Below are 21,732 nucleotides of genomic sequence, written 5' to 3' on the forward strand. Positions count from 1 at the left end.
TGAGTTAACAGCAGGAACAATTGTTAAATCAAGTCGTTGTAAGTAGCACGACCAAGAGCTACAATTAACATCTTTTCTAATTCCTTAATTATTTCCAGATTCAAATAAAAAGCATGGTTAGCTTCTGCAACAATTTGATCGGCTTTTGTATCATCAACAGGTACTGCATCTAAGGCTTGACGATACTTGTTTTTGAATGCTTGCTTATCTGGAATTTGCTCAAAGTTATAAAAAGAAGTTCCTTCATATCCAGAAAGTTTTAAAGCTGATTGAGCAATTTTTTGTAGCATTTGTCCTCCTGACAAATCACCTAAATAACGAGTATAGGAATGACCTAACAACAATGCAGGTTCATGAACAGATATTTCTTGAATGCGAGCAATGTAATTTTGAGCCGCAGTAGTCGGTATAATTCTCTTATGCCATTGACTTCCATAATAAAATTCCATGTCTTTTTCTAGGGAAGATTGGCGATTTAGCTCAGGAAAGTAAATTACATTAATTACAGGATGTTGTTTATTTTTCTCAATAGCTGCTTCTAGTTCACTGTAAACAAAATACAAGTTTCTCAATAATTGAATAAAGCAGTCTCTATCTATCACACCTTGGACAAAACATTTCATAAAGCCGATATTTTCTGCTTCTGTATGAGCTTGTTGAGTACCAGAACGCAGTTTGATGGCTAAATTATTACTCATGGTTACTTCCTTCATGTTCAATCGCCAAATTTCCAGAATGTCACCGACTTGTTTATCAGTTCACCGTCGGATGTCAACTTTCAAAAATTGCTTTTGTAGAGAGATGTGGTTTCTGGAAGAATCTATCCAGCAGATACCACTTGTGATGTAGATCCTGGGTATTTTTATATCTTACAAAATATTTAACTATTAATCTTCTCAAAAATCTAAATACAGTCCTATTTCTTTAGACTTTAATAAGTAGAATTACTCTATTAAGTTGCTTTTCTGAAGAAAATTACCTGAAGCTTGGAATAATTACTGAGTTTCAGGTGTATACTCGTAATTGAAAGCTCATAAAACTTCGTTTACGTTGCCCTCAAAAACAATGATTGATCGAGATGATTTTGTGATAATTTAGAAAAACAGCTACGCTCAAATGTAATTAAACTGTAGAATTACTGAAAAAGCTATGGCAATCTCCCATTACTCAATTATGATTCTGGAGAGTGCGCCAGAAGATCGGTTACTATACTGCCGTTATTTAAGTCAGGATAGAACTGCAACTTATGATGTACTTGAAGCTGAATCTGGATTAAAAGCATTAACCCAACTGACTGACTTTCAGCCAGACTTAATATTGCTAAACTATCAACTGCCAGATGTGGATGGTCTAGAATTTTTGAGTAAATTGCGATCGCAATTTGGGAGCTTGCAAATTCCAGTGATCATGTTAGCAAACCAGGGGGATGAAGCGATCGCAGTTGCAGCCATGAAAAATGGTGCCCTCGACTACATGGTCAAAAGCAAACTCACCCCCAATGGACTCCATAGGGGTGTTCATACTGCCCTAGAAAAAACCCGCCTCATCAAGCAAATTCAGATGCAGGAGCAACAAAAACAGTTGTTTGCTGGCATCTCATTCCGCATTCGTCAGTTTTTGCATTTAGAGGAAATTCTGAAAACAGCCGTTGAAGAAGTTCGGGAACTGCTCAAAGCAGATCGGACAATAGTGTACCAGTTTGATCAGCAAATGAATGGTAAAATCGTTGCTGAATCGGTACTACCTTCATGGAAAGCTGTCCTTAATCTTCAAATCCAGGAGAGTTTATTAGAAAATAATGGCACCAGTTATCGTGATTACAAAATCCGCGCCATTTCCGATATTTATGATGCTGGGCTAACAACTGCTTATATCAACCTGCTGGAGCAATTTCAAGTCAAGGCGAATCTTGTTGTACCCATTTTTCTGAACACAGAAGCCAGGGGACAGGTAGCAGAAGACAAGAAGCAGACAGGAAACTTGACATTATTGCCTGTTTCGCAATCTTCTTCTCATGTGCTTTGGGGGTTACTGATTGCTCATCAGTGCAGCGAGACTCGTGAGTGGCAGACAAATGAACTGGATATACTCCAGCAACTTTCTGTGCAGCTATCTGTCGCCATTCAACAAGCACAACTCTATGAAAATCTCCAAAATCTCAATACCTCTCTAGAGCAGAAAGTAGAAGAACGGACACAGGAACTACAAGCTAGTGAGCGCAGATTTCGGGCTATTTTCAATAACACTTTTCAGTTTACAGGACTGCTGACAACCGAGGGCATCTTACTCGAAGCCAACCAGACAGTTTTAAACTTTGGTGGTATAAAAATAGAAGATGTCGTCAATCGACCTTTCTGGGAAGCTTATTGGTGGCAAATTTCCCAAGTAACGCAGGACAACTTAAAGAAAAATATCGCTCGTGCAGCCCAAGGCGAATTTATCCGCTACGAAGTAAATGTTTTAGGGGCTGCCGGGGTAGCTACCATAGATTTTTCTCTCCGTCCCCTCAAGAATGAATTAGACAAAGTAGTAATGCTGATTGCCGAGGGGCGAGATATTACTGAGAAAAAGCGCGTTGAAAGTGAGCGTCTTGACGCTCTCCAAGCTCTAAAAACTTCGGAAATTGAACTGCGAGGGCTATTCAATGCCATGGTCGATGTGATTGTAGTGCTAGATAAACAGGGACGTTATCTCAAAATTGCTCCTACCAATACAGATAAGCTTTACCGACCAGCTCAAGAAGTGCTTGGTAAAACTGTTCATGAAGTTTTACCCGGTCATATAGCTGACCTGTGTATGAGCATGATCGAGCAAACTCTAGCCAGACAAGAATCTTTAGAATGTGCATATAGCTTACAGATTGGCAATCAACACGTTTGGTTTGATGCCAAAGTTTCACCAATTTCACCAGAAGCAGTAATTTGGGTGGCACGAGACATCAGCACCGCCAAACGTAGCGAAATTATTCGCCAACAGGCAGAACAGGCATTTCAGGAAAGCCAAACTTTGTTGCAACTGGTCATGGATAGCCTACCTATGGCCATCTTTTGGAAAGACAAAAACTGCCGTTACTTAGGCTGCAATCGGCAACTAGTTTTAGATGCTGGAGTATCATCTCTAGCAGACATAATTGGCAAAACTGATTTTGATATGCCTTGGAAAGATCAAGCACCACTTTACCAGGCAGGCGATCGCTTAGTCATGGAGTCTGGTCTACCCCAATTCAACCTTGAAGAACCATGTACAAACGGTGAAAACCTTTCTAGATGGTTACGCACTAACAAAATACCCCTGCTCACCCCTGCTGGTGAAATTATTGGCGTTCTCGTCAGCTATGAAGATATTACAGAACGCAAAGAAATGGAGAGGGCATTAGAAAAAAGCGAACGCCGCTATGCAACTCTAGCAGCATCAGCCCCCGTTGGTATTTACCGCACCGACATAGCGGGAAATTGTTTGTATGTTAACGACCGCTGGTGTCAAATTGCTGGATTAACTCCTGAAGAAGCCACAGGTTTCGGCTGGACTAGAGGGTTACACCCAGAAGATCGAGAAATGATTGCAGCGGAATGGAATCAATATGTCCAAACAGGCAAAACTTTTAATTTGGAATATCGGTTTCAGCAACCTGATGGGGCGGAAATCTGGGTATTTGGACAAGCAGTTCCCGAACTAGACCAAGAAGGAACGGTCATAGGATACGTGGGGACGGTTACAGACATCAATCGTCGCAAACAAGCTGAAAAAGCCTTACGTCAAAGTGAGCAGCTTTATCGTTCATTAGTAGATAACTTTCCCAATGGCGTGGTTGTGTTGTTTGACCATAACCTGCGATACCTACTGGTGGGAGGCTTAGGACTAGCTAGTGCTGGTTTGAGCAAAGCAGAAATGGAAGGCAAAACGATTTGGGAAATTTTTACACCAGAGGTAACAGAAATGATTGCACCTCTGTTACGGCAAGCTCTAGCTGGAGAATCTGTGATTGCAGAAGTTCCCTATCGCGATCGCTTTTACATTACCCATAATATCCCTGTGCGCGATGATCAAGGTAATGTCATTGCAGGCATCCTCATGTCTCAAGATATCACTCAGCGCAAACAGTCTGAGGATGCACTGAAAACTAGTGAGGAGAAATTTCGGCAGTTTGCAGAAAACAGTCGGGAAGTAATTTTACTGCGTCAGATTGATTCAGGAAAGTTACTTTATGTCAACCCTGCCTATGAGAAAATTTGGCAACAAACCAGCGAAAGCTTGTATGAAAATCCTGATTCCTGGATGAATTTTTTGCACCCTAGTGATCGTCAGCGCATTCATAGCGCCTATCAAAATGCTGGTGGGCAGATATTCTTAAACGAAGAATACCGGATTATTCGACCTGATGGATCGATGCGGTGGATTAGGGGAAGATGTTTCCCCATTAGAAATGCGGCAGGGGAAATTTACCGCATTGGTGCGATGGCAGAGGATATTACAGATCGCAAGTATACTGAAGAAGAGCGCGATCACTTGTTGCAAATTCTAGAGGAACAAAATCAGACATTAGAAACCCAAGTTACCGAACGCACAGCAGAACTACAACAAAGTGAAAAACGCTTCCGTAATCTTGTCGAAACATCGAGTGATTGGGTGTGGGAAATTAATGAATGTGGGATTTATACCTACGCCAGCCCGCAAATTTTTGACGTTTTGGGATACTCTCCAGAAGAAGTTTTAGGGAAAACTCCCTTTCATTTAATGCCCCCAGAAGAATCACTAAGGGTATTAACACAGTTTATGAAATTCATCTTAATTCAAGCTCCCTTTCAATGCTTAGAAAATATTCACCTACATAAAGATGGCAGACTGATTACTTTAGAGACAAGCGCAGTTCCTATTTTTGATGAAGATGGAGAATTTCGAGGCTATCGCGGCATGGATAGGGATATCACCATCCGCAAACTCTCAGAAGCAACTTTACGCCAAAATGAAGTCCGATTCCAGCGGATTGCAGCCAATGTCCCTGGGGTAATGTATCAATATCTTCTTCATCCTGACGGCTCCCATAAATTTGTATACGTGAGCGATCGCTGTAAAGAACTGTATGAACTGCCATCAGCTACCATGCTTGAAAATGGCAATGTTTTATTTAATATGACCCATCCAGATGATTTACCCACATTGCAAGAATCTATGATCCGTTCAGCTTCTACTTTGCAGCAATGGTCATGGGAAGGCAGAATCATTACCCCATCTGGTCATATCAAATGGATACAAGGCGTTGCTCAACCTCAAAAACAAGCCAACGGTGATATTTTATGGGATGGATTAATTCTCGATATCAGCGAAAGAGCGCGGATGGAAGCCGAACGCAAAAAAATAGAAATCGCACTCCGCAACTTATCAGACAGATTGGATCTAGCAATCAAATCGGCTCAAATTGGCATCTGGGACTGGGATATCGTTAACGATTGCCTGCTCTGGGATGACCAAATGTACGAACTCTATGGCGTACAAGCTTCAAACTTTACAGGTGCTTACCAAGCATGGGAAGCAGGCTTGCATCCCGACGATCTTTTATTTTGCCGTGACGCTATCCAGCAAGCTATTGCCGGCAAAAGTGACTTTGAGCCTGAATTTAGGGTGATCTGGCCTGATGGCACAATCAAATTTATTAAAGCCTATGCCCTCATCCAATCGGACTCCCAGGGTAAAGCTCAACGGATGATTGGCATTAACTTCGACATCAGTGAACGCAAACAATCAGAAGCCCAGTTGCAAGCAGCAGAAGTACAACTCCGCAGTTTATCAGATCGCCTGAGTTTAGCAGTCAAATCCGCAAAAATTGGCATTTGGGATTTGGATTTGATCAACGATTCCCTGGTTTGGGATGAACAAATGTATGAAATTTTCGGTGTTACACCTCTGAATTTTGACCCCAGTCAGGGGGCTTGGGCAAAATTTGAGGAATTTGTTCATCCTGATGATAAAATCACAATCCGCAACACTGTCCAACAAGTTATTGCCGAAGATCGAGAACTAGATATCGAATTTAGAATTATCTTGTCCAATGGCACAATTCGCATCCTCAAAGGCTATGCAATTGTTCAGCACAATTCTCAAGGGCAAGCCCAACGGATGATTGGCGTTAACTACGACATCACTAGTCGCAAACTAGCAGAAGCTGAAATTATCCGCAGCCGGGATTTACGAGAGGCAATTTTTAATGAATCAGCTGATGCCCTATTCCTAGTCGATGCAGAAACCGTCAAAACTATAGACTGTAACCAACGGGCTGTGGAAATGTTTGCAGCTGCCAATAAAATTGATCTGATTAATATTGACGGACATGAGTTACAAAAGCTGCAATTCACCTCCGAAGAGATGCAAGCAATTGTAGATGATATGAATAAACAAGGCTTTTGGAGTCAGGAAATTGAATACAAGACCTTCAAAGGTGACTTATTTTGGGGCAGCCTGGCCGCCAAGCAAATCACTGTAGCCAGTCAGAAAATGAACCTTGTCCGAGTCACGGATATTAGTCAACGCAAACTAGCAGAAGAACAACTGCATCAGACAAATAAACAACTTGCTGCTTTCAATCACGAACTTGCCCGCGCTACTCGTCTTAAAGATGAGTTCCTTGCTAACATGAGTCATGAACTACGCACCCCTCTGAATGCCATTCTCGGCATATCGGAAGCATTGCAAGATGAAGTACTTGGCGTAATCACTGAGAAACAACGTCGGGGTTTACAAACCATCGAGCGTAGTGGCAATCATCTATTGGAATTAATTAACGACATCCTGGATTTATCAAAAATTGAAGCCGGACAACTGGAATTACACTACACTCAAATAGCCATCAGTCCCCTTTGCCAATCCAGTTTGTCTTTTATCAAACAACAAGCCTTTCAAAAACACATTCATCTGGAAGTGAAGATTCAACCAAATCTGCCAGACTTGTTGCTAGATGAAAGACGTATTCGCCAGGTTTTGATCAACCTACTCAATAATGCTGTCAAGTTCACACCAGAAGGAGGACAGATCACTCTAGAAGTCACCCACCAACAACTTGACCCTGAAGCAGATATGACATCTCTGCGAAACTGGATTCAGATTGCAGTCATTGATACAGGCATCGGTATCGCCCCAGAAAATATCAACAAGCTATTTCAACCTTTTATCCAAATTGATAGTTCCTTAAACCGCCAATATGCTGGAACTGGTTTGGGGCTGGCACTCGTTAAGCGGATTGTGGAAATACATGGTGGACGGGTGGGAGTAAGCAGTGAAATCGGTGTGGGCAGCCGCTTTACTTTTGATTTACCCTGCGGCCATGTTTCTGAGCCTGCCCAGGAGTCAGTCCAGCAGATATCATCTAATGTGGACTCTACTGCCCACAACACGCCACAGGAATCTCCTCTAATCTTGCTGGCAGAAGATAATGAAGCTAATATTTTTACCATCTCTAATTATTTAGAGGCCAAGGGATACCGTATTATCTTGGCAAAAAACGGTCAGCAAGCGATCGCTCTCACTAAAGAACAAACTCCCGACCTAATTTTAATGGATATTCAAATGCCGGGAATAGATGGTATGGAAGCAATCAAGTTGATTCGAGTAGAGCCAAAATTGGCAAATATTCCCATCATTGCCTTAACCGCTTTAGCCATGCCCGGTGATCAGGAAAAATGTTTAGCAGCCGGAGCAGACTACTATCTGACCAAACCTGTAATACTCAAGCAACTTGTAACTACTATGCAACAGCTTTTATCAGCAAAAAAACAGTAGTCCTGCAAGATAAATTATCACCATCGGCTTACTAAGTAGATAGGCAGCATAAAACCATTTTTCCCCTCCTAACTTCTGACCCTCACGGAAAGACTCTTACAGCAAGCCCTACTTACTTCAGTAATTTATAATTTCTGAGCAATTTTGTATTGTCAGCAGTCAGTAATTCCTGCAAGCTATCAACCTCATTCAATATCGTGATTTCCTGCGTGTATGCTTCTTTTAAAATAGACAGATATCTATCTCTATCCTTTTCTTCTTTAGCGTGTTTAAGCATATGGATTGCCATATTAATACTAGATAGTGGATCGCATAAGTCCTGGGATATTCTCTCTAACAGAGTTCTTCTAATTTCTGATAATTCCTGAGAATTTTGCAATTCAATACGATTTTTTTTTATTTCCTGTTGCATTATTTCCGTTTTCTGAGATTCTTGCAGATATGCTTGATTATAAATTGAATGTCTTTCTAAACGTGCTGTTATTGCCTGCAAAATTTCAAACGGCTCAAAAGGTTTAGTAATGTAATCATCTGCCCCTAAACCCATACCTTGACGCACATCATCTCGTTCTATTTTAGCAGTGAGAAAAATAAGGGGAATATCAGCAGATCGAGGATCTCGACGCAGTTCTTGTAATACTTCATAACCATTTAATCCTGGCATCATAATATCACAGATAATCAAATCAGGATTTTTACTTTTAGCTAACTGCAAGCCAATTATACCATTAGAAGCAGTAATAACGGAAAAATCTCCTAGTTCTAAAATTTCCTGAAGATTTAATAAAATTTGAGTTTCATCTTCAATAACTAAAATTAAGCTCATAATTGAAAAGCGTCCTCATATAAATTTATCCATCAGTATTGTCAACCTATTCCGTTCATAAAATCACTGTTTGTAAGGGAATTGTCACAATAAAAGTCGTCCCTATTCCTACTTCGGTATTAACAGCAATTAGCCCCTTGTGTAATTCAGCACCTTTAGATGCAATTGATAATCCTAAGCCTGTACCAGGAATATTGCTTACATTTCCAGCGCGGTGAAAAGATTCAAATAACAGAATCCACAGCATCAAATTAGCTGTTCATACTAGAGGTAGAGTTTACCCATCTTCTATTTTTGAAGATCTTTGTTCAAACATCCTTTCACAATTGAGCCAATTTACTGGGGAAAAAGCATCCTCACAATAGTTTGTTTGCCAGGTATGCTTTCAATTGAAAACTCTCCTCCATGAAGTTCTATCAACCTCTTAGCAATTGATAATCCTAAACCAGAACCTTGTTGTTCATACATTTTTCTTTCAAATTGGACATAAGCTCTAACTCCAGAAATTTGCTCCTTAGTCATACCACGTCCGTGGTCAATTATATACAAATGATAAGCATGATTACTGCTATATCCTATTATTTTTACTAGTGTATTTGGCTGGGAAAATTTAAAAGCATTATCAATTATTTCTTCAACAATTTTACCAATTTTCACCGACGAAACATTGATCATTGCATCTGCTATTTCCATCTTTAAATCTGCCAACCTATTGGCATTGTTGGCGGACTTTATAGCTACATTTTCAATAGCTGATTTTACAAAATTTTTAACTTCATGATTACGGAAATTCGCAATTTTTTCAGGATTAGAGGCTAATAACTCTAAGTCTGCATACACAAGAAAATTAAGGGTTAATCTATACAGCCTGAGACCAGATCGATGAATTGATTCTAGCATTTCTAAATTCTCTTCATCAGAAAGTATGCCATGCTCTTCAATTAATAACTTTGATAATCCTATAATATGATTAAGAGGAGTATTAATTTCATGAGGTAATGAGTGGGTTATACAACTGCTTAAAATATTTAATTTTTCCTGAGTTTGTTGATCAAATAAAGATTGTTTATCGAATCTAGTTGCAATTGCTTGGAGTAATTCATCCGGTTGAAAAGGCTTAGTTAGGTAATCATCTGCACCCATTTCCATTCCTCGACGGACATCAGACCGATCTGACTTAGCAGTTAAGAAAATTAAAGGAATTATGGCAGTAGTCATATTCTGACGAAGTTGTGTTAATACACCATAGCCATCTAATTCAGGCATCATCAAATCACAAAGAATCAAATCAGGATGTTTCTCTTGAGCCAACTGCAAACCCTGTAGCCCATTTTCTGCAACTAGTGTCTCAAAATCTGATAATTCCAATATTTCTTTAATATTATTTCTGATTTGAGGCTCATCTTCAATGATTAGAATTTTTTTCATCTTTTTGATTTATCTGAGTTAATGAATGAGTATTTTATTTGAAAATTATTTAGTTATTGGCTTGCAAAAATACCTTCAAGTCTTCTATTGCTAGAGGAGGGCTGAAAAAATATCCTTGGATCACAAAACAATTATTTTCTTGGAGCCAATTTAGCTCTTCTTTGGTTTCTACACCTTCTGCAATGATATTGACATTCAACGTATTTGCTAACTGAAGTATACTTTTAACAATTGATTGCTTGTTTTCAATTTTATCAATATTACTGATAAAATACCGCTCTATTTTTAAGTGACTAAAAGAAAATTCCTGAAGATACTTAAATGATGAGTAGCCTGTACCAAAATCATCAATTGAGAATTTAATCCCATCTTCCATTAATTTGTTCATTTTGCTTTTTACTAGTTCAATATCTTGAATAAGTATAGTTTCAGTCAATTCCAACTCTAATAATTTCGGATTAAAATTTATGTTGGTAATTATATCCTTAATACGTTCAATGAAATTATCTTGGCTAAATTGACGAGCCGATATATTTACAGCTATTTTGAAATCACGTAATTCTTCTGTTTGTAAATCTTTTAATTGTAAACAAGCTGTTTTTAAAATCCATTCTCCCAATGGAATAATAAAGCCCGAATTTTCAGCAATAGGAATAAATTCTGCTGGAGAAATCATTCCATATTCTGGGTGTTTCCAGCGAATTAATGCTTCTAGACCAACAATTTCTTTCCCATTCTTAACATTTATTTGAGGTTGATAGTAAAGCTGAAATTCATTATTCTCTAGTGCTTGAACAAAATCGGATTCTAAAAGAATTTTTCTAAAAACAATGTTGAAAATCTCTTGATTATAAAAATGATAAGCAGACGTATTATCTAATTTATAATGCTCTAGGGTAACTTCTGCATGAGTTAATAGTTCACTTATTTGTAAAGCATCTTCTGGATAACAAGCAATACCAATTTGAGTTTGTACAGAAATTTCCTGATTATTAAAAATAATGGGTAGTGATAAACTATCTAAAATATTTTCGGCAATACCCGCAGTAACTGTGCTATCCAGAACAGGCTTTAACAACAACGCTAGGTGGTCTGTTTTTAAGTAAGCTATTAAGTCAATAATCTGATTGGTGGGGTCTATTTGATTTAATCTTTCTGCTATTTTTTTTAATAAAAAGGGTCTCAAATTGGGTTCAAATAAGAATTTAGTGTGGTAGAGAATATTTATATCAATCAGCAACAAGGGCAAAAATTGACCCTGATTGTAAGCTTGAAAACGAATGTTATTGAAATATTCTTCCAAAAAGAATTGATTGGGTAAACTGGTTAAGCTATCATGACGAGCCAGATAATTGATTTGAGCTTCCATTTGCTCAATCTGACCTTTGTAACGTTGGACAACGATGTTGCGTTTTTCTAGTCGAGTCGAAATTACTTGGAGAAGTTCAGAGACTTCAAACGGCTTAGTTAAATAATCGTCTGCACCTAGCATCATTCCTTGACGGAAATCACGATGTTCTGCTTTAGCAGTAAGAAAAATGAACGGAATTTCCGCAGTAGCTGGCTTTTGACGCAATTCTTTAATCAGTCCATATCCATCTAAACGAGGCATCATCAGATCACAAATAATAATATCTGGCTGATGTTCTACAGCCATCTCTAACCCTTGCAATCCATCTTCTGCGGCAATTGTAGCAAATCCCTCCATCTCCAGAATTTCCTGAATGTTGTTTCGTATTTGAGGCTCATCTTCAATGATTAGAATCGTATTCATATAGATTGGGTCAAACTAAAAGTAACAATTCAGACTGCGGAATTAGTCAATCTTAATACTCTATTATGACTAATTACTAATTTTTTGCGCTTCGTGATAAATGATGAATGTTTAATTAATAGTAAGACCAGCCTAAGTATTAGTTCGTAAGTAATATCTACGAGACTTAAGTATTATTAATTGTAACGTTTGAGGATTTACGTAAGCTTGACGCTCAATGTTGTAGACGCAGTTTACTCCCTTCCCACTAAAAGAATACGGATTAAATAAACCGCAAAGACGCGTTCGCGGTGGCGTTGCGTAGCAAAGGAAGAAGCAAGACGATAGCCTAATCTTACACTGGGAAGAGAGTAATAGACATCTCCGGTAAAGATTATAGAGACGTTCCATGAAACGTCTCTATAGGGGTTTTAGCACCTCATATATATCCTTTCCCACTCTAGTAAGATACAAAATTACCCCTCCCCAACCCTCCCCTTGGTAAGGGGAGGGTGCGCGACAGCGCGGGTGGGATGTATTTCATGAGCTTGGGAATTGCTATAATGAGGAAAAGCTATAAGAAAATGGTATTGAGTTTAAAAATATTAGGAATTACGCAAGAGAAGCAATTAATAATTATAAAACCTGCTAAAGATAGCAAAAAAAAATTAACACACCGTTTCACGAATAGCTTCTACTTTGATTGGTTTAATCAGGTAAAGCCGCAACATATACCAAACGATGTTTCTCAGCAATGGAATTTTTTTGAAGAACTTGATAACTCCCCAACCTTTGGTGTTATTGAGTTCAATTAATTTCTGGTTATTGATTGCACATTGTTCTAAAAACCAGAAAAAGTAGGGGTGATTTGTGTTTAAGATAATTGGAAATGCCCTAGCAGCAGTTTTGTTGGTTTCTTCAATTACCTGATTGTTGTATTTACGGGGATGAATACCTAATATTTCATAGAAACTCGCCCGTTCAAAGACTGTCATTGTGTGAGTAGCAAATACAGTTAATAAAAAGAAACGCACCCATAATCGTGCCTTCCAATTATTCCACAACTGTGGTTGAGAACGTAACAAAGCCTTGAAAAAATCCCCATGTCTATTTTCGTCCTGACACCAGCTTTCAAATTTGCGAAATAGGGGATAAAATTGAAATTCTGGATTTTTCTCCATGTGGCGATAGACTAAAATATAACGCCAGTAACCAATTTTCTCCGATAGGTAAACAGTGTAAATCACCCATTCTGGAGGAAAAAAGGTATAGGTGCGATTTTTAGTTAAATAACTTAAATCAAGGGAAAGATTAAAATCTGCCATTGATTTATTTAGAAAACCCGCATGGCGTGCTTCATCTCGTGCTAAATAACCAAATGCTTCTGATAGTAGAGGGTTACTGTCTTTGATACGACGAGATAATTCTTTAAACAGTAAAAACCCAGAAAACTCTGAAGTACAAGAACGTTCTAAAAAGTCAAGAAAAGCCAGCCTTTTCTCTCCTTCAATATGATCCCAACACTGTTTAAATTCATCATCACGAACAAAGTGATGGCGGTTATAATCAGCTTTGAGTTCATCAACTACAGATCTTAATTCGTTCTCATAGGCAGAAATATCCATTTTAGCCACAGCATCGAAGTCTGTGGTATAAAAACGGGGTGTTAATAATGTTTCTTGAACGGGTGCTTTGACACCTGGTTTCAATAACTCAACTGGGGGAGTTTCTAAAGACTTAACCATGACACTCCTTTGACTATTTTACGCTTTGATAATTATCTAAGCATAAATAGTTATTAGTAGTCATCAGTTAAATTATTGAAAATAAATTGTACAAAAACACCTGATCAGCTTGAGCAATTGCCTGAAATTTTAGCGGCTTCTGGATACAGGATTTTCAATGATACCGCCATTATCAATGGCATTATAAGTATCATTATTTGCTAAACCCAACCAAGGATCGGAACTAGGTGTTAAAAACAGTTCAGCATAAACTTTTTCATTGAGTTGATTTACATCAGATGTTTCATTTTTTTCTAAAAACCATTGGTGAATTTGTCTGTGTAGGATATATTCATTTCTGACTGTATCTAAAGCCATAACTGTTTCAAAATTACGAATTACTTTAGATAAATTATTTTTGTCTGTTGTATTTGGTAATTTCTTGGCTTGAATTAAAGCTATGCTATTGGCATCTAGTTTGGCATCAGCTTGATACAATTGAGCTAATTTATTCCAAGTTGCTTGGTCAATAATTTCTAAGGAATTAGGTGTCTGATCTGATGTTTCAGGTTGAATTGAATTAATAATTGGTCTTTCTACTACTGATTTAGAAACTGCTAAAGAACCTGCTAATACAGCACTTGGAGGTGAAGTCAAATTATTTCTGCGTTCTACTAATTGGGGTGGAGATTGAATACCCAATTTGGATAAATCTGCTCTCCATTGATTTTGAATTTTATCAAGTTGGCGAAGATGATATTGTTGCAATAAATTTTCATATTCTGAGCCGCTACTTTTATTTAATTTTGTTGCTATTGCTGTTGTTTGTTTGAGTTGGTTAAAAAAGGCTTTTGGTCCATACAGTCCGGGAATGGCATCAATGGGACGACCAGAACTATCTAAAATATAATGAATACTATTACCTGTAATTGTTCTTTCTAATTTGCGTCCGTCTCCAAAATCAATTGTTACTTTGGGAACTGGTCTGACTGTTTGCCAATGTAATATAAATTTGTCTTTTAAGAGTTGAGAAATTTCTGAATTTGGATATAGTGCAACTCTAAAAAATCGGCTATTGGCACAACTGAGATCTGTATCTAATCTACCTAATAGTCGTAAAGAAAGGATTGGTTTACCGCTATTTTTAGCAGCGATTTTAGCTTTTTCTAAATCGGTGTACCAATATAATTTAGAAGCGTAACAATCTCGTTGTTGACACAATTGATCTAAAGCTATTTTGACTTCTGATGAGGGTTCGGATGTTAAATCACTGATATGAGATCTGAGAAAATTTTCTAATCCTGTTGCACCTTGTTGACGTAATTTTGTAGCTTCTTGAGTTAGTTTAAATGTTGTCTTTGTAGTTTCTTGAGTATAACCAGCCTGGGAAAAAAAGCAACTGGCTAAAATGAAACTAACGGTAATGTTTAAATTTGTGAATTTCATATTTTTAAAAGTGATTTAGTTGACTTTTCTAATTATGCCACTAAATTTTTGATATATCTACTTGCTAATTCTTCTTTTTGCTGATGTTTGTGGATATTTATCAACTTCTATGAAGAATAGTCTCTCTGTTAAGATCAAGGATACGTGGTGTTAGCTTTTCGCCTGCTGTTAATTCACTCTCACGGAGATTTTAGCCTGATGTTGCTGTGCCTCAGAATTGAGAATTTTGCCCTCATCGATCACCTGGAATTGGAGTTTGGTGCTGGTTTGAATGTGTTGACAGGGGAAACCGGCGCTGGGAAGTCGATTATTTTAGATGCGATTGATGCGGTTTTAGGTGGGAAAGTGTCTAGTCGTGTGATTCGCACGGGTACTAGCCGCGCTTTGGTGGAAGGTACTTTTAGTATCAATCCTTTCCTGAGTGCTTGGTTGAGTGAGCAGGAAATTGATTTAATTGATGATAATTCGGTTATAATTAGTCGAGATATTTCTGCCACTAGCAGTAATATCCGCACTAGATCGCGGATTAATGGGGTGCTGGTAAATCGGCAAATTATGGGAAGTCTGCGCGATCGCTTGGTGGAAATTACCGCGCAAGGACAAACTCTACAGGTGGGACAATCGGCTCAAGTCAGAGATTGGTTAGATTTATATGGTGGTGAGTCTTTGATGCAACAACGCCAAAAAACTGCTGTCGCTTTTAGTACATACCATGCTGCACACCAAACTTTAGAAAAACGCCGCACTTCGGAACGGGAACGCTTGCAACAACTGGATTTACTGACTTATCAAGTGCAAGAATTGGGAGCAGCAAATCTCAGTGATGTTCAGGAAATGGAACTATTGACACAAGAAAGGGAACGCCTAAATCATGTTGTTGATTTGCAACAAATGAGCTACAAGGTTTATCAGGCTTTGTATCAAAATGAAGATGAAACCCCAACTGCTTCTGATTTATTGGGAGACAGCGACGCAACATTAACTAATATGGTGGAGTTTGACTCCCAACTACAACCCCTATTGGAATTGGTGCGGGATGCAGTCACAACAGTGATGGAAGTGGGAAGACAAATTAGTGCTTATGGGGAAGGTTTGGAAGCAGATCCGCAACGATTAGAAGAAGTTGAGGAACGGATGCGGGAATTAAAACAAATTTGTCGTAAATATGGCCCGACTCTCACGGAAGCGATCGCATATTATGAACGTATTCAAATAGAATTAGCCGAACTCAACAACAGCGAACAATCTATAGAAACCTTAGAACAGCAAGAACAGGTTTGTTTACAGCACCTCAACCAAGTTAGTCAGCAATTAACCCAACTACGTCGCCAAACTGCGGCTAGTTTAGAATCTCACTTGTTGGCTGAACTCAAGCCTTTAGCAATGGAAAAGGTCAAGTTTCAAGTTGAGATTGCACCTACTTCCCCGACTGCCACAGGTGCTGATAAAATCACTTTTATGTTTAGCCCTAACCCCGGTGAACCCATACAACCGCTTACAGAAATCGCTTCCGGTGGAGAAATGAGCAGATTTTTACTAGCTTTGAAAGCTTGTTTTAATCAAAATGATGGTGCAGAAACAATGGTATTTGATGAAATTGATGTCGGTGTATCGGGAAGAGTTGCTCAAGCCATAGCTGAAAAATTACACCAACTCAGCCAAAGTTATCAAGTATTATGTGTTACTCACCAGCCCTTAGTAGCAGCAATGGCAGATAGCCATTTTCGGGTGGATAAACAAGTTACTCATAAAAATGGTAACACTGAACAACGTACAGTTGTGAGAGTGACTAGCTTGGATAATTTAAGCACTCGGCGGGAAGAACTAGCACAGTTAGCTGGGGGAAAATCTGCAAATGAAGCGATCGCATTTGCCGGATCTTTATTATTACAAGCTGCTAACCACCGTCGTCAAGAACAAAGTTAAGTTCGCAACCAAGACTAAAATGTTAACAAAACATCATCAGTCGCAGCAGTTATCAGAATGTTAGCTGAAAATATCACAGATTTATTATTTTCTCATTGGCAACAGACACTCCAATCATTTAATGTTGATCCAACAACGGCAAATGAAGCATTTTTTCAACTTATTTCAGTTTATTCTAGCCCCAGTCGCCACTATCACACCCTACAACACATTCACTATGTCCTCAACACAATTGAGACTTTTACAACCTGTATTCAAGATTTACCTTCTTTACAACTAGCAGCCTGGTTTCATGATGTAGTATATGACACTCATGCCCTAGATAATGAAGAAAAAAGTGCTGATTATGCGGCTAATATGCTAAAAACTTTAGCAATTCCAGCTACTAATATTATTCAAATTCACCGTCTAATTTTGTGTACTAAAAATCATCAAGCAGATGATCTCGATAGTCAAATTTTACTTGATGCTGATTTAGCAATCTTAGCAGCTACTCCGCTTCAGTATCAAGAATATGCCCAAGCCATTCGCCAAGAATATGCCTGGGTTTCAGAGGCTGAATATATCACAGGTAGAGGAAAAGTATTAGAAAATTTTTTACAGCGTCAATCTATCTACCTCACACCATTAATGTTAGAATCTTCTGAAGAATTAGCCCGTTTCAACATCAAAACAGAATTGCAGTCTCTTCAGAAAAATAGAGGATTTATATGAAATACACTGTAATTTATGACGGTCAATGCAATCTCTGCGTTACTTTAGTGCAGTTACTCGAAACTCTAGATCAAGGAAAGCTATTTAGATACATCCCCATGCAAGATGAACAAATGCTATCTCAATGGGGAATAACTGCTCAAGATTGTGAACAAGGAATGATTTTAATTGATAATAATGATCCCTTAAAACGTTGGCAAGGCAGCAACGCAGCAGAAGAAATTGGGCGATTATTGCCACTAGGCAATTTATTTGTAGAAGCTTATCGCGCCTTACCGGGGATGAAATGGGCAGGAGATAGGTTTTATGAACAAATCCGGGATCATCGCTACACCCTGTTCGGCAAGCGTGGAGACACCTATCAATCTGCCTATTGTGTAGATGATAGCTGCAACATTAAGTAATTAGGGCTTTTGGAAAAAGTTATTTTTACAAATTTCTTGCAAAACTTGTAAAAGCTGATGAATTTCTTCCACTGTGTTGTAGTGTACTAATCCGATTCTCAGCAAACCACCACTTGCTTCCACACCTAACCTTTCGGTGAGGTCAATAGCATAGAAATGACCATGCCAAGCACATATTCCCTTTTCTCCTAAAAATTTCGCTATATTTGCCGGTGTTTGTCCTTCAATTGTGATAGAAACTGTGGGAGTTCTCCAGATAAATTGGCTAGGTTCAGTAATACCATAAACTCTTAAACCGGGAATTTCTAACAATCCAGAAATTAGCTTTTTACTTAATTCTCTTTCATATTGTTGAATGGCTGACATTGCAGCTATTAAAGCTGCGCGGCGACTATGATAAGCAGATGCTAACTCATGATTAGGTTGTGCAGATAAAGTGAGAAAACTAGGACAGTGAAAGGTAGTTAAACCTTCTTTATCCGCTGCCATTAAAGACGAAAGTAATTCATTATCTAAAGTTGGTGAAACATGACAACCTAACTTTGCTAGATAATTAATTGCTGCTACTACTCCTGCTAAACCTTCATGATTGAGAGTTCCTGTTTCCCAACGTGAAGGTACTTCTTCTGAAGCTGGTTTGACCTTATAAGGAGTAAACCGCGCTAAATGTTCTCGTTTTCCGTAGAGAACACCCACATGGGGCGCGAAGAATTTATAAGTAGAACAAGCGAGAAAATCACAATCTAATTGATGAACATTAATAGAAGCATGGGGTGCATAATGGACGGCATCAACAAAAACCAAAGCACCAACAGCATGAGCTAATTTTACTATCTTAGCAATATCGTTAATTGTTCCTACTGCATTGGAAGCATAACTCACCGCTACTAATTTTGTGCGGGAATTAATCTTGCTTTCCAAATCGTTTATATCTAGGGTGCAATCTGCAATATTAATATCAACCGTGCGAATAGTTACACCCCTTTCTTCCAAAGCCTTCCAGGGAGAAATATTGGCTGCATGGTCAAGACAAGTCACAATGATTTCATCACCTGGTTGCAGTTCTCGGCCAATAGCACGACTAACAGCAAAAGTGAGAGTGGTCATATTCGCACCAAACACCACCTCATCATGATCACATCCTAACAAATCAGCGATCGCAGCACGAGCAGAAATAATCAACGCATCAGTTCGCACACTAGTAGTAAAATAGCCATGAGCATTAGCATTAGACCTGACCAAATAATCACTCATCGCATCAAGCACTGAACCAGGTATCTGAGTACCACCGGGCCCATCAAAAAAAATCGCCGGGTGTCCGTCAGTCGTTTGCGTTAATGCGGGAAACTGAGCGCGAATCCATTTTAAATCAAGAGATTCCATAAATAAATTTCCTTATTTTTTCACCAACTACAGAGACAATATTTTCATCCCAACAATAACCTCACTCCGCGTCCCTCTGCGCTTAACTCAGCGCCCCTCTGCGTTTAAACTCCACCCTATTTCATCGGCCAAGCGACTTTTTTCAAAACATTCATTATCCCTATATCTTTGAGTAACTGTATTTGTTCAGCATTTCGCACCAACAAAGCACCAGCAAAACCCAAAGAATTGACAGAAATTGACTCAAATTCTTCCTGAAAACGCGGTACTATTAACATCCATTCTCGCGTAGCTAAAAAATTATACGCCCCAGATTGTCTATTATTCCCAACTGCTTCAATACCCACCGCTGCCAGTAAAGTTTGATATTTTAATAAAGTTACTTCTGCTCCTTCTCCGAAATCGAGAGTAGTAAAAGCGTGTAAAAAAGGAAGTCCGGGTATAGTCGCAATAGAATCTTGAAACTTTGCTGCTGTTAAAAGTGGTGTAATGGGAATTTCTGGTTGAGAAAAAGGTAAAATTTGTAAATGTTTATGTCGCTGACTAGCCCCCGCAATCTTACCTCCATTGTAGAATACTAAACCATCAAAATCAGCTAGACAAGCCCACATTGCTGCAAAATCTTCTAAGGTAAGTAAGCTTTCCTGTTCTTCAAAGGCGCGGGTGATAATCAGCAGGTGATAATCAACAACATTGAATTTATTTAAAATACAAACGTGAGTATCAGAAATATCTGCTACAAACAAATCTTCTTCGTAAGGTAAAAAAGGATTAAACTCTTTACCAGTGTTAGCAGTTTGTTGATCTTGCTTTTTCTTAGCTGCTTGTTTGCGGTTTAAGTTCGATAATATCCGCACCAAGAATTTAACCCCATCTTGTTCGATAAATTCAAATTCCGTCGGGATGGATTTTAGCGCCCCGCATTGTAAAGCTTGTGCTGTGGTTTGTTTGACTTTTGCCCACAATGTGCCTGGGTTGAGTAATATTTTGCCTTGTGTCATCTGTTTTGATAGTAGTAGGCTAATATTTTACCCATTACCCATGATTAGCCGTGGATTTTTAATGATAGTAATCACAATGAGGACAATTGCCAAAACCAAGGCTGCATACCTAATTAAAGAATTATCCCAGTGTTTGAGAGCGATCGCAATAACTGCCCAAACCGTTACCCCAGCATAAGCAATATCCCGGTACTGTATAACCATAACAGTAGTAATCGCCGCTGCTGCCAACAACATAATTACAGTCCATACCTCGTTAGTAAAGCCCCAACCATTCCAACCATAAAAATACAGCGCAGAAGCTACATTAACAATAGTCGCCACACTAATCCAACTCAGATAGATACTAATAGGTGCATGGAGACACAGTTTTTTACTTTTACTTACACGGTTTCTGCCAATTTCTAACCGCTGATAAATAATAATCAGGGGAATCAAAATCCCTAACATCGCAATTATAGAAAGGGCAAAAAGTTTGGAGAGAAATAAATACACCCAGATACTTTGAGCAACGGAAGCAATTACCAATAAATATCCAGTCTTACGTAAATCAGGATCATTTTTTTGATTAGGAAGAAATTGATAAACTCCTAAAGCAAACAATCCTAAATAAATCAGTCCCCAAATAGCGAAAGCATAGTTAGCGGGAATAATTAAGACTTCTTTAAAGACGGTATTAGAAATTTCTCCTATATTAATTCCATTCAGCGGAAAAATATTGGATAATACGTTAATCACAAAAGCACCAACAATAGCAGCTAAAGTAGCAAGCTGCCGTATAAAATCTTGGTTATTGCCAGAAGTAGACTGCTGCATAAAATAATTGCTTCAGAGATATATTCTATAATTTTAGCTTACATCTTTTACTTTCATTATTTGAACCTTTTTTTTCGCTACTACATCGTTAGATAAAGATTTATTTATTTAGTTATCAGATAATTACTAAAAAACGCCTGAAAAAATTGCAGTGTATTTTTTCTCCTAAGAGGATGTTTGGAAACTTTGTCCTGTGGTATCTCACACTTGTAGATCCCCCTAAATCCCCCTTAAAAAGGGGGACTTTGAGAAATTTAGCCCTCCTTAAAAAGGGGGGTTGGGGGGATCTCAATCAATTCTGATACTTTTCAAACATCCTTTAAACACAGTACAGAATTTATAATTTCTATGTAATTATTCAAGCTTTTAACGCTTATGCTTTCAGCGATTTATCAAACATTCTGAATCCTGACTCCTGACATTTCTATTCCTGACAGCAATTTAATTAATCATTTATAATCTCGTTACTTTGTGGTATCTTGCTACAGGTGAAGTTGAATAATCAGCCAAATTTGATATAATTAAGGGCTGCATAAACAAA

14 protein-coding genes are annotated in these 21,732 nt (G+C 38.4%); 4 read left to right on the forward strand and 10 right to left on the reverse strand.

Annotated features, from left to right (window positions below; all coding sequences use genetic code 11):
• Positions 1-23: 23 nt before the first annotated feature.
• Complete coding sequence (locus tag ACOWPH_RS23315; RefSeq protein WP_015212494.1) at positions 24-698, reverse strand: heme oxygenase (biliverdin-producing); 675 nt, start codon at positions 696-698, stop codon at positions 24-26.
• A 451-nt stretch (positions 699-1,149) separates the two neighbouring features.
• On the opposite strand from ACOWPH_RS23315, the gene ACOWPH_RS23320 reads away from it, so the two are divergent.
• Entirely contained in the window at positions 1,150-7,770 is a 6,621-nt protein-coding gene (locus ACOWPH_RS23320; RefSeq protein ID WP_081593656.1) for a PAS domain S-box protein, read from the forward strand.
• Positions 7,771-7,882: 112 nt separating this feature from the next.
• Here the strand turns inward: ACOWPH_RS23320 and ACOWPH_RS23325 are convergent, their stop codons facing one another.
• From ACOWPH_RS23325 to ACOWPH_RS23350, 6 genes are all read right to left on the reverse strand, one after another.
• A complete protein-coding gene (locus ACOWPH_RS23325; RefSeq protein WP_015212496.1) occupies positions 7,883-8,596 on the reverse strand; it encodes a response regulator transcription factor in 714 nt (237 codons plus the stop codon).
• 55 nt (positions 8,597-8,651) lie between these two features.
• Positions 8,652-8,843: an ATP-binding protein gene (locus tag ACOWPH_RS23330; protein WP_042464415.1), complete on the reverse strand. Its 192-nt coding sequence runs from the start codon at positions 8,841-8,843 to the stop codon at positions 8,652-8,654.
• A gap of 89 nt (positions 8,844-8,932) precedes the next feature.
• Entirely contained in the window at positions 8,933-10,024 is a 1,092-nt protein-coding gene (locus ACOWPH_RS23335; RefSeq protein ID WP_015212497.1) for a hybrid sensor histidine kinase/response regulator, read from the reverse strand.
• 49 nt (positions 10,025-10,073) lie between these two features.
• Positions 10,074-11,798 carry a putative bifunctional diguanylate cyclase/phosphodiesterase gene (locus ACOWPH_RS23340; protein WP_015212498.1) on the reverse strand — a complete coding sequence of 575 codons (1,725 nt, stop codon included), beginning with the start codon at positions 11,796-11,798 and terminating at the stop codon, positions 10,074-10,076.
• A 647-nt stretch (positions 11,799-12,445) separates the two neighbouring features.
• On the reverse strand, positions 12,446-13,522 hold the full coding sequence (gene acsF, locus ACOWPH_RS23345) for a magnesium-protoporphyrin IX monomethyl ester (oxidative) cyclase (RefSeq protein ID WP_015212499.1): 1,077 nt from the start codon (positions 13,520-13,522) through the stop codon (positions 12,446-12,448).
• A 129-nt stretch (positions 13,523-13,651) separates the two neighbouring features.
• Positions 13,652-14,947 (reverse strand): hypothetical protein, encoded by a 1,296-nt coding sequence (locus ACOWPH_RS23350; protein WP_015212500.1) that lies wholly within the window; start codon positions 14,945-14,947, stop codon positions 13,652-13,654.
• A gap of 198 nt (positions 14,948-15,145) precedes the next feature.
• Here ACOWPH_RS23350 and recN point away from each other — a divergent pair, with 198 nt between their 5' ends.
• From recN to ACOWPH_RS23365, 3 genes are read left to right on the forward strand one after another with little or no spacing between them, the layout of a single operon-like run.
• Entirely contained in the window at positions 15,146-16,873 is a 1,728-nt protein-coding gene (gene recN, locus ACOWPH_RS23355; protein ID WP_042464419.1) for a DNA repair protein RecN, read from the forward strand.
• A 57-nt stretch (positions 16,874-16,930) separates the two neighbouring features.
• Positions 16,931-17,587, forward strand: coding sequence for a hypothetical protein (locus ACOWPH_RS23360; RefSeq protein ID WP_015212502.1), 657 nt, complete (start codon positions 16,931-16,933; stop codon positions 17,585-17,587).
• Positions 17,584-17,991, forward strand: coding sequence for a thiol-disulfide oxidoreductase DCC family protein (locus tag ACOWPH_RS23365; RefSeq protein WP_015212503.1), 408 nt, complete (start codon positions 17,584-17,586; stop codon positions 17,989-17,991). Before ACOWPH_RS23360 ends, ACOWPH_RS23365 begins: the two co-directional genes overlap by 4 nt.
• Here ACOWPH_RS23365 and ACOWPH_RS23370 read toward each other — a convergent pair whose 3' ends face one another.
• The 3 genes from ACOWPH_RS23370 to ACOWPH_RS23380 all read right to left on the reverse strand — a co-directional run bounded on the left by ACOWPH_RS23370 (position 17,992) and on the right by ACOWPH_RS23380 (position 21,191).
• Positions 17,992-19,374, reverse strand: coding sequence for a cysteine desulfurase-like protein (locus ACOWPH_RS23370; protein ID WP_015212504.1), 1,383 nt, complete (start codon positions 19,372-19,374; stop codon positions 17,992-17,994).
• A gap of 116 nt (positions 19,375-19,490) precedes the next feature.
• On the reverse strand, positions 19,491-20,375 hold the full coding sequence (locus ACOWPH_RS23375) for an ATP adenylyltransferase family protein (RefSeq protein ID WP_015212505.1): 885 nt from the start codon (positions 20,373-20,375) through the stop codon (positions 19,491-19,493).
• A gap of 27 nt (positions 20,376-20,402) precedes the next feature.
• Positions 20,403-21,191 carry a hypothetical protein gene (locus ACOWPH_RS23380; protein ID WP_015212506.1) on the reverse strand — a complete coding sequence of 263 codons (789 nt, stop codon included), beginning with the start codon at positions 21,189-21,191 and terminating at the stop codon, positions 20,403-20,405.
• Positions 21,192-21,732: the final 541 nt, after the last annotated feature.

Origin of the sequence: Anabaena sp. PCC 7938 (genome assembly GCF_049315035.1) — a bacterium.
GTDB lineage: Bacteria > Cyanobacteriota > Cyanobacteriia > Cyanobacteriales > Nostocaceae > Anabaena > Anabaena cylindrica.

What these genes read in the sequence shown, in the direction of transcription:
- ACOWPH_RS23325 (WP_015212496.1), bottom strand. Translation starts at nt 8,596, where the DNA reads ATGAGCTTAATTTTAGTTATTGAAGATGAAACTCAAATTTTATTAAAT.
- ACOWPH_RS23335 (WP_015212497.1), bottom strand. Translation starts at nt 10,024, where the DNA reads ATGAAAAAAATTCTAATCATTGAAGATGAGCCTCAAATCAGAAATAAT.
- ACOWPH_RS23380 (WP_015212506.1), bottom strand. Translation starts at nt 21,191, where the DNA reads ATGCAGCAGTCTACTTCTGGCAATAACCAAGATTTTATACGGCAGCTT.
- ACOWPH_RS23320 (WP_081593656.1), top strand. Translation starts at nt 1,150, where the DNA reads ATGGCAATCTCCCATTACTCAATTATGATTCTGGAGAGTGCGCCAGAA.
- ACOWPH_RS23315 (WP_015212494.1), bottom strand. Translation starts at nt 698, where the DNA reads ATGAGTAATAATTTAGCCATCAAACTGCGTTCTGGTACTCAACAAGCT.
- ACOWPH_RS23360 (WP_015212502.1), top strand. Translation starts at nt 16,931, where the DNA reads ATGTTAGCTGAAAATATCACAGATTTATTATTTTCTCATTGGCAACAG.
- ACOWPH_RS23330 (WP_042464415.1), bottom strand. Translation starts at nt 8,843, where the DNA reads ATGCTGTGGATTCTGTTATTTGAATCTTTTCACCGCGCTGGAAATGTA.
- acsF (WP_015212499.1), bottom strand. Translation starts at nt 13,522, where the DNA reads ATGGTTAAGTCTTTAGAAACTCCCCCAGTTGAGTTATTGAAACCAGGT.
- recN (WP_042464419.1), top strand. Translation starts at nt 15,146, where the DNA reads ATGTTGCTGTGCCTCAGAATTGAGAATTTTGCCCTCATCGATCACCTG.
- ACOWPH_RS23365 (WP_015212503.1), top strand. Translation starts at nt 17,584, where the DNA reads ATGAAATACACTGTAATTTATGACGGTCAATGCAATCTCTGCGTTACT.
- ACOWPH_RS23350 (WP_015212500.1), bottom strand. Translation starts at nt 14,947, where the DNA reads ATGAAATTCACAAATTTAAACATTACCGTTAGTTTCATTTTAGCCAGT.
- ACOWPH_RS23370 (WP_015212504.1), bottom strand. Translation starts at nt 19,374, where the DNA reads ATGGAATCTCTTGATTTAAAATGGATTCGCGCTCAGTTTCCCGCATTA.
- ACOWPH_RS23375 (WP_015212505.1), bottom strand. Translation starts at nt 20,375, where the DNA reads ATGACACAAGGCAAAATATTACTCAACCCAGGCACATTGTGGGCAAAA.
- ACOWPH_RS23340 (WP_015212498.1), bottom strand. Translation starts at nt 11,798, where the DNA reads ATGAATACGATTCTAATCATTGAAGATGAGCCTCAAATACGAAACAAC.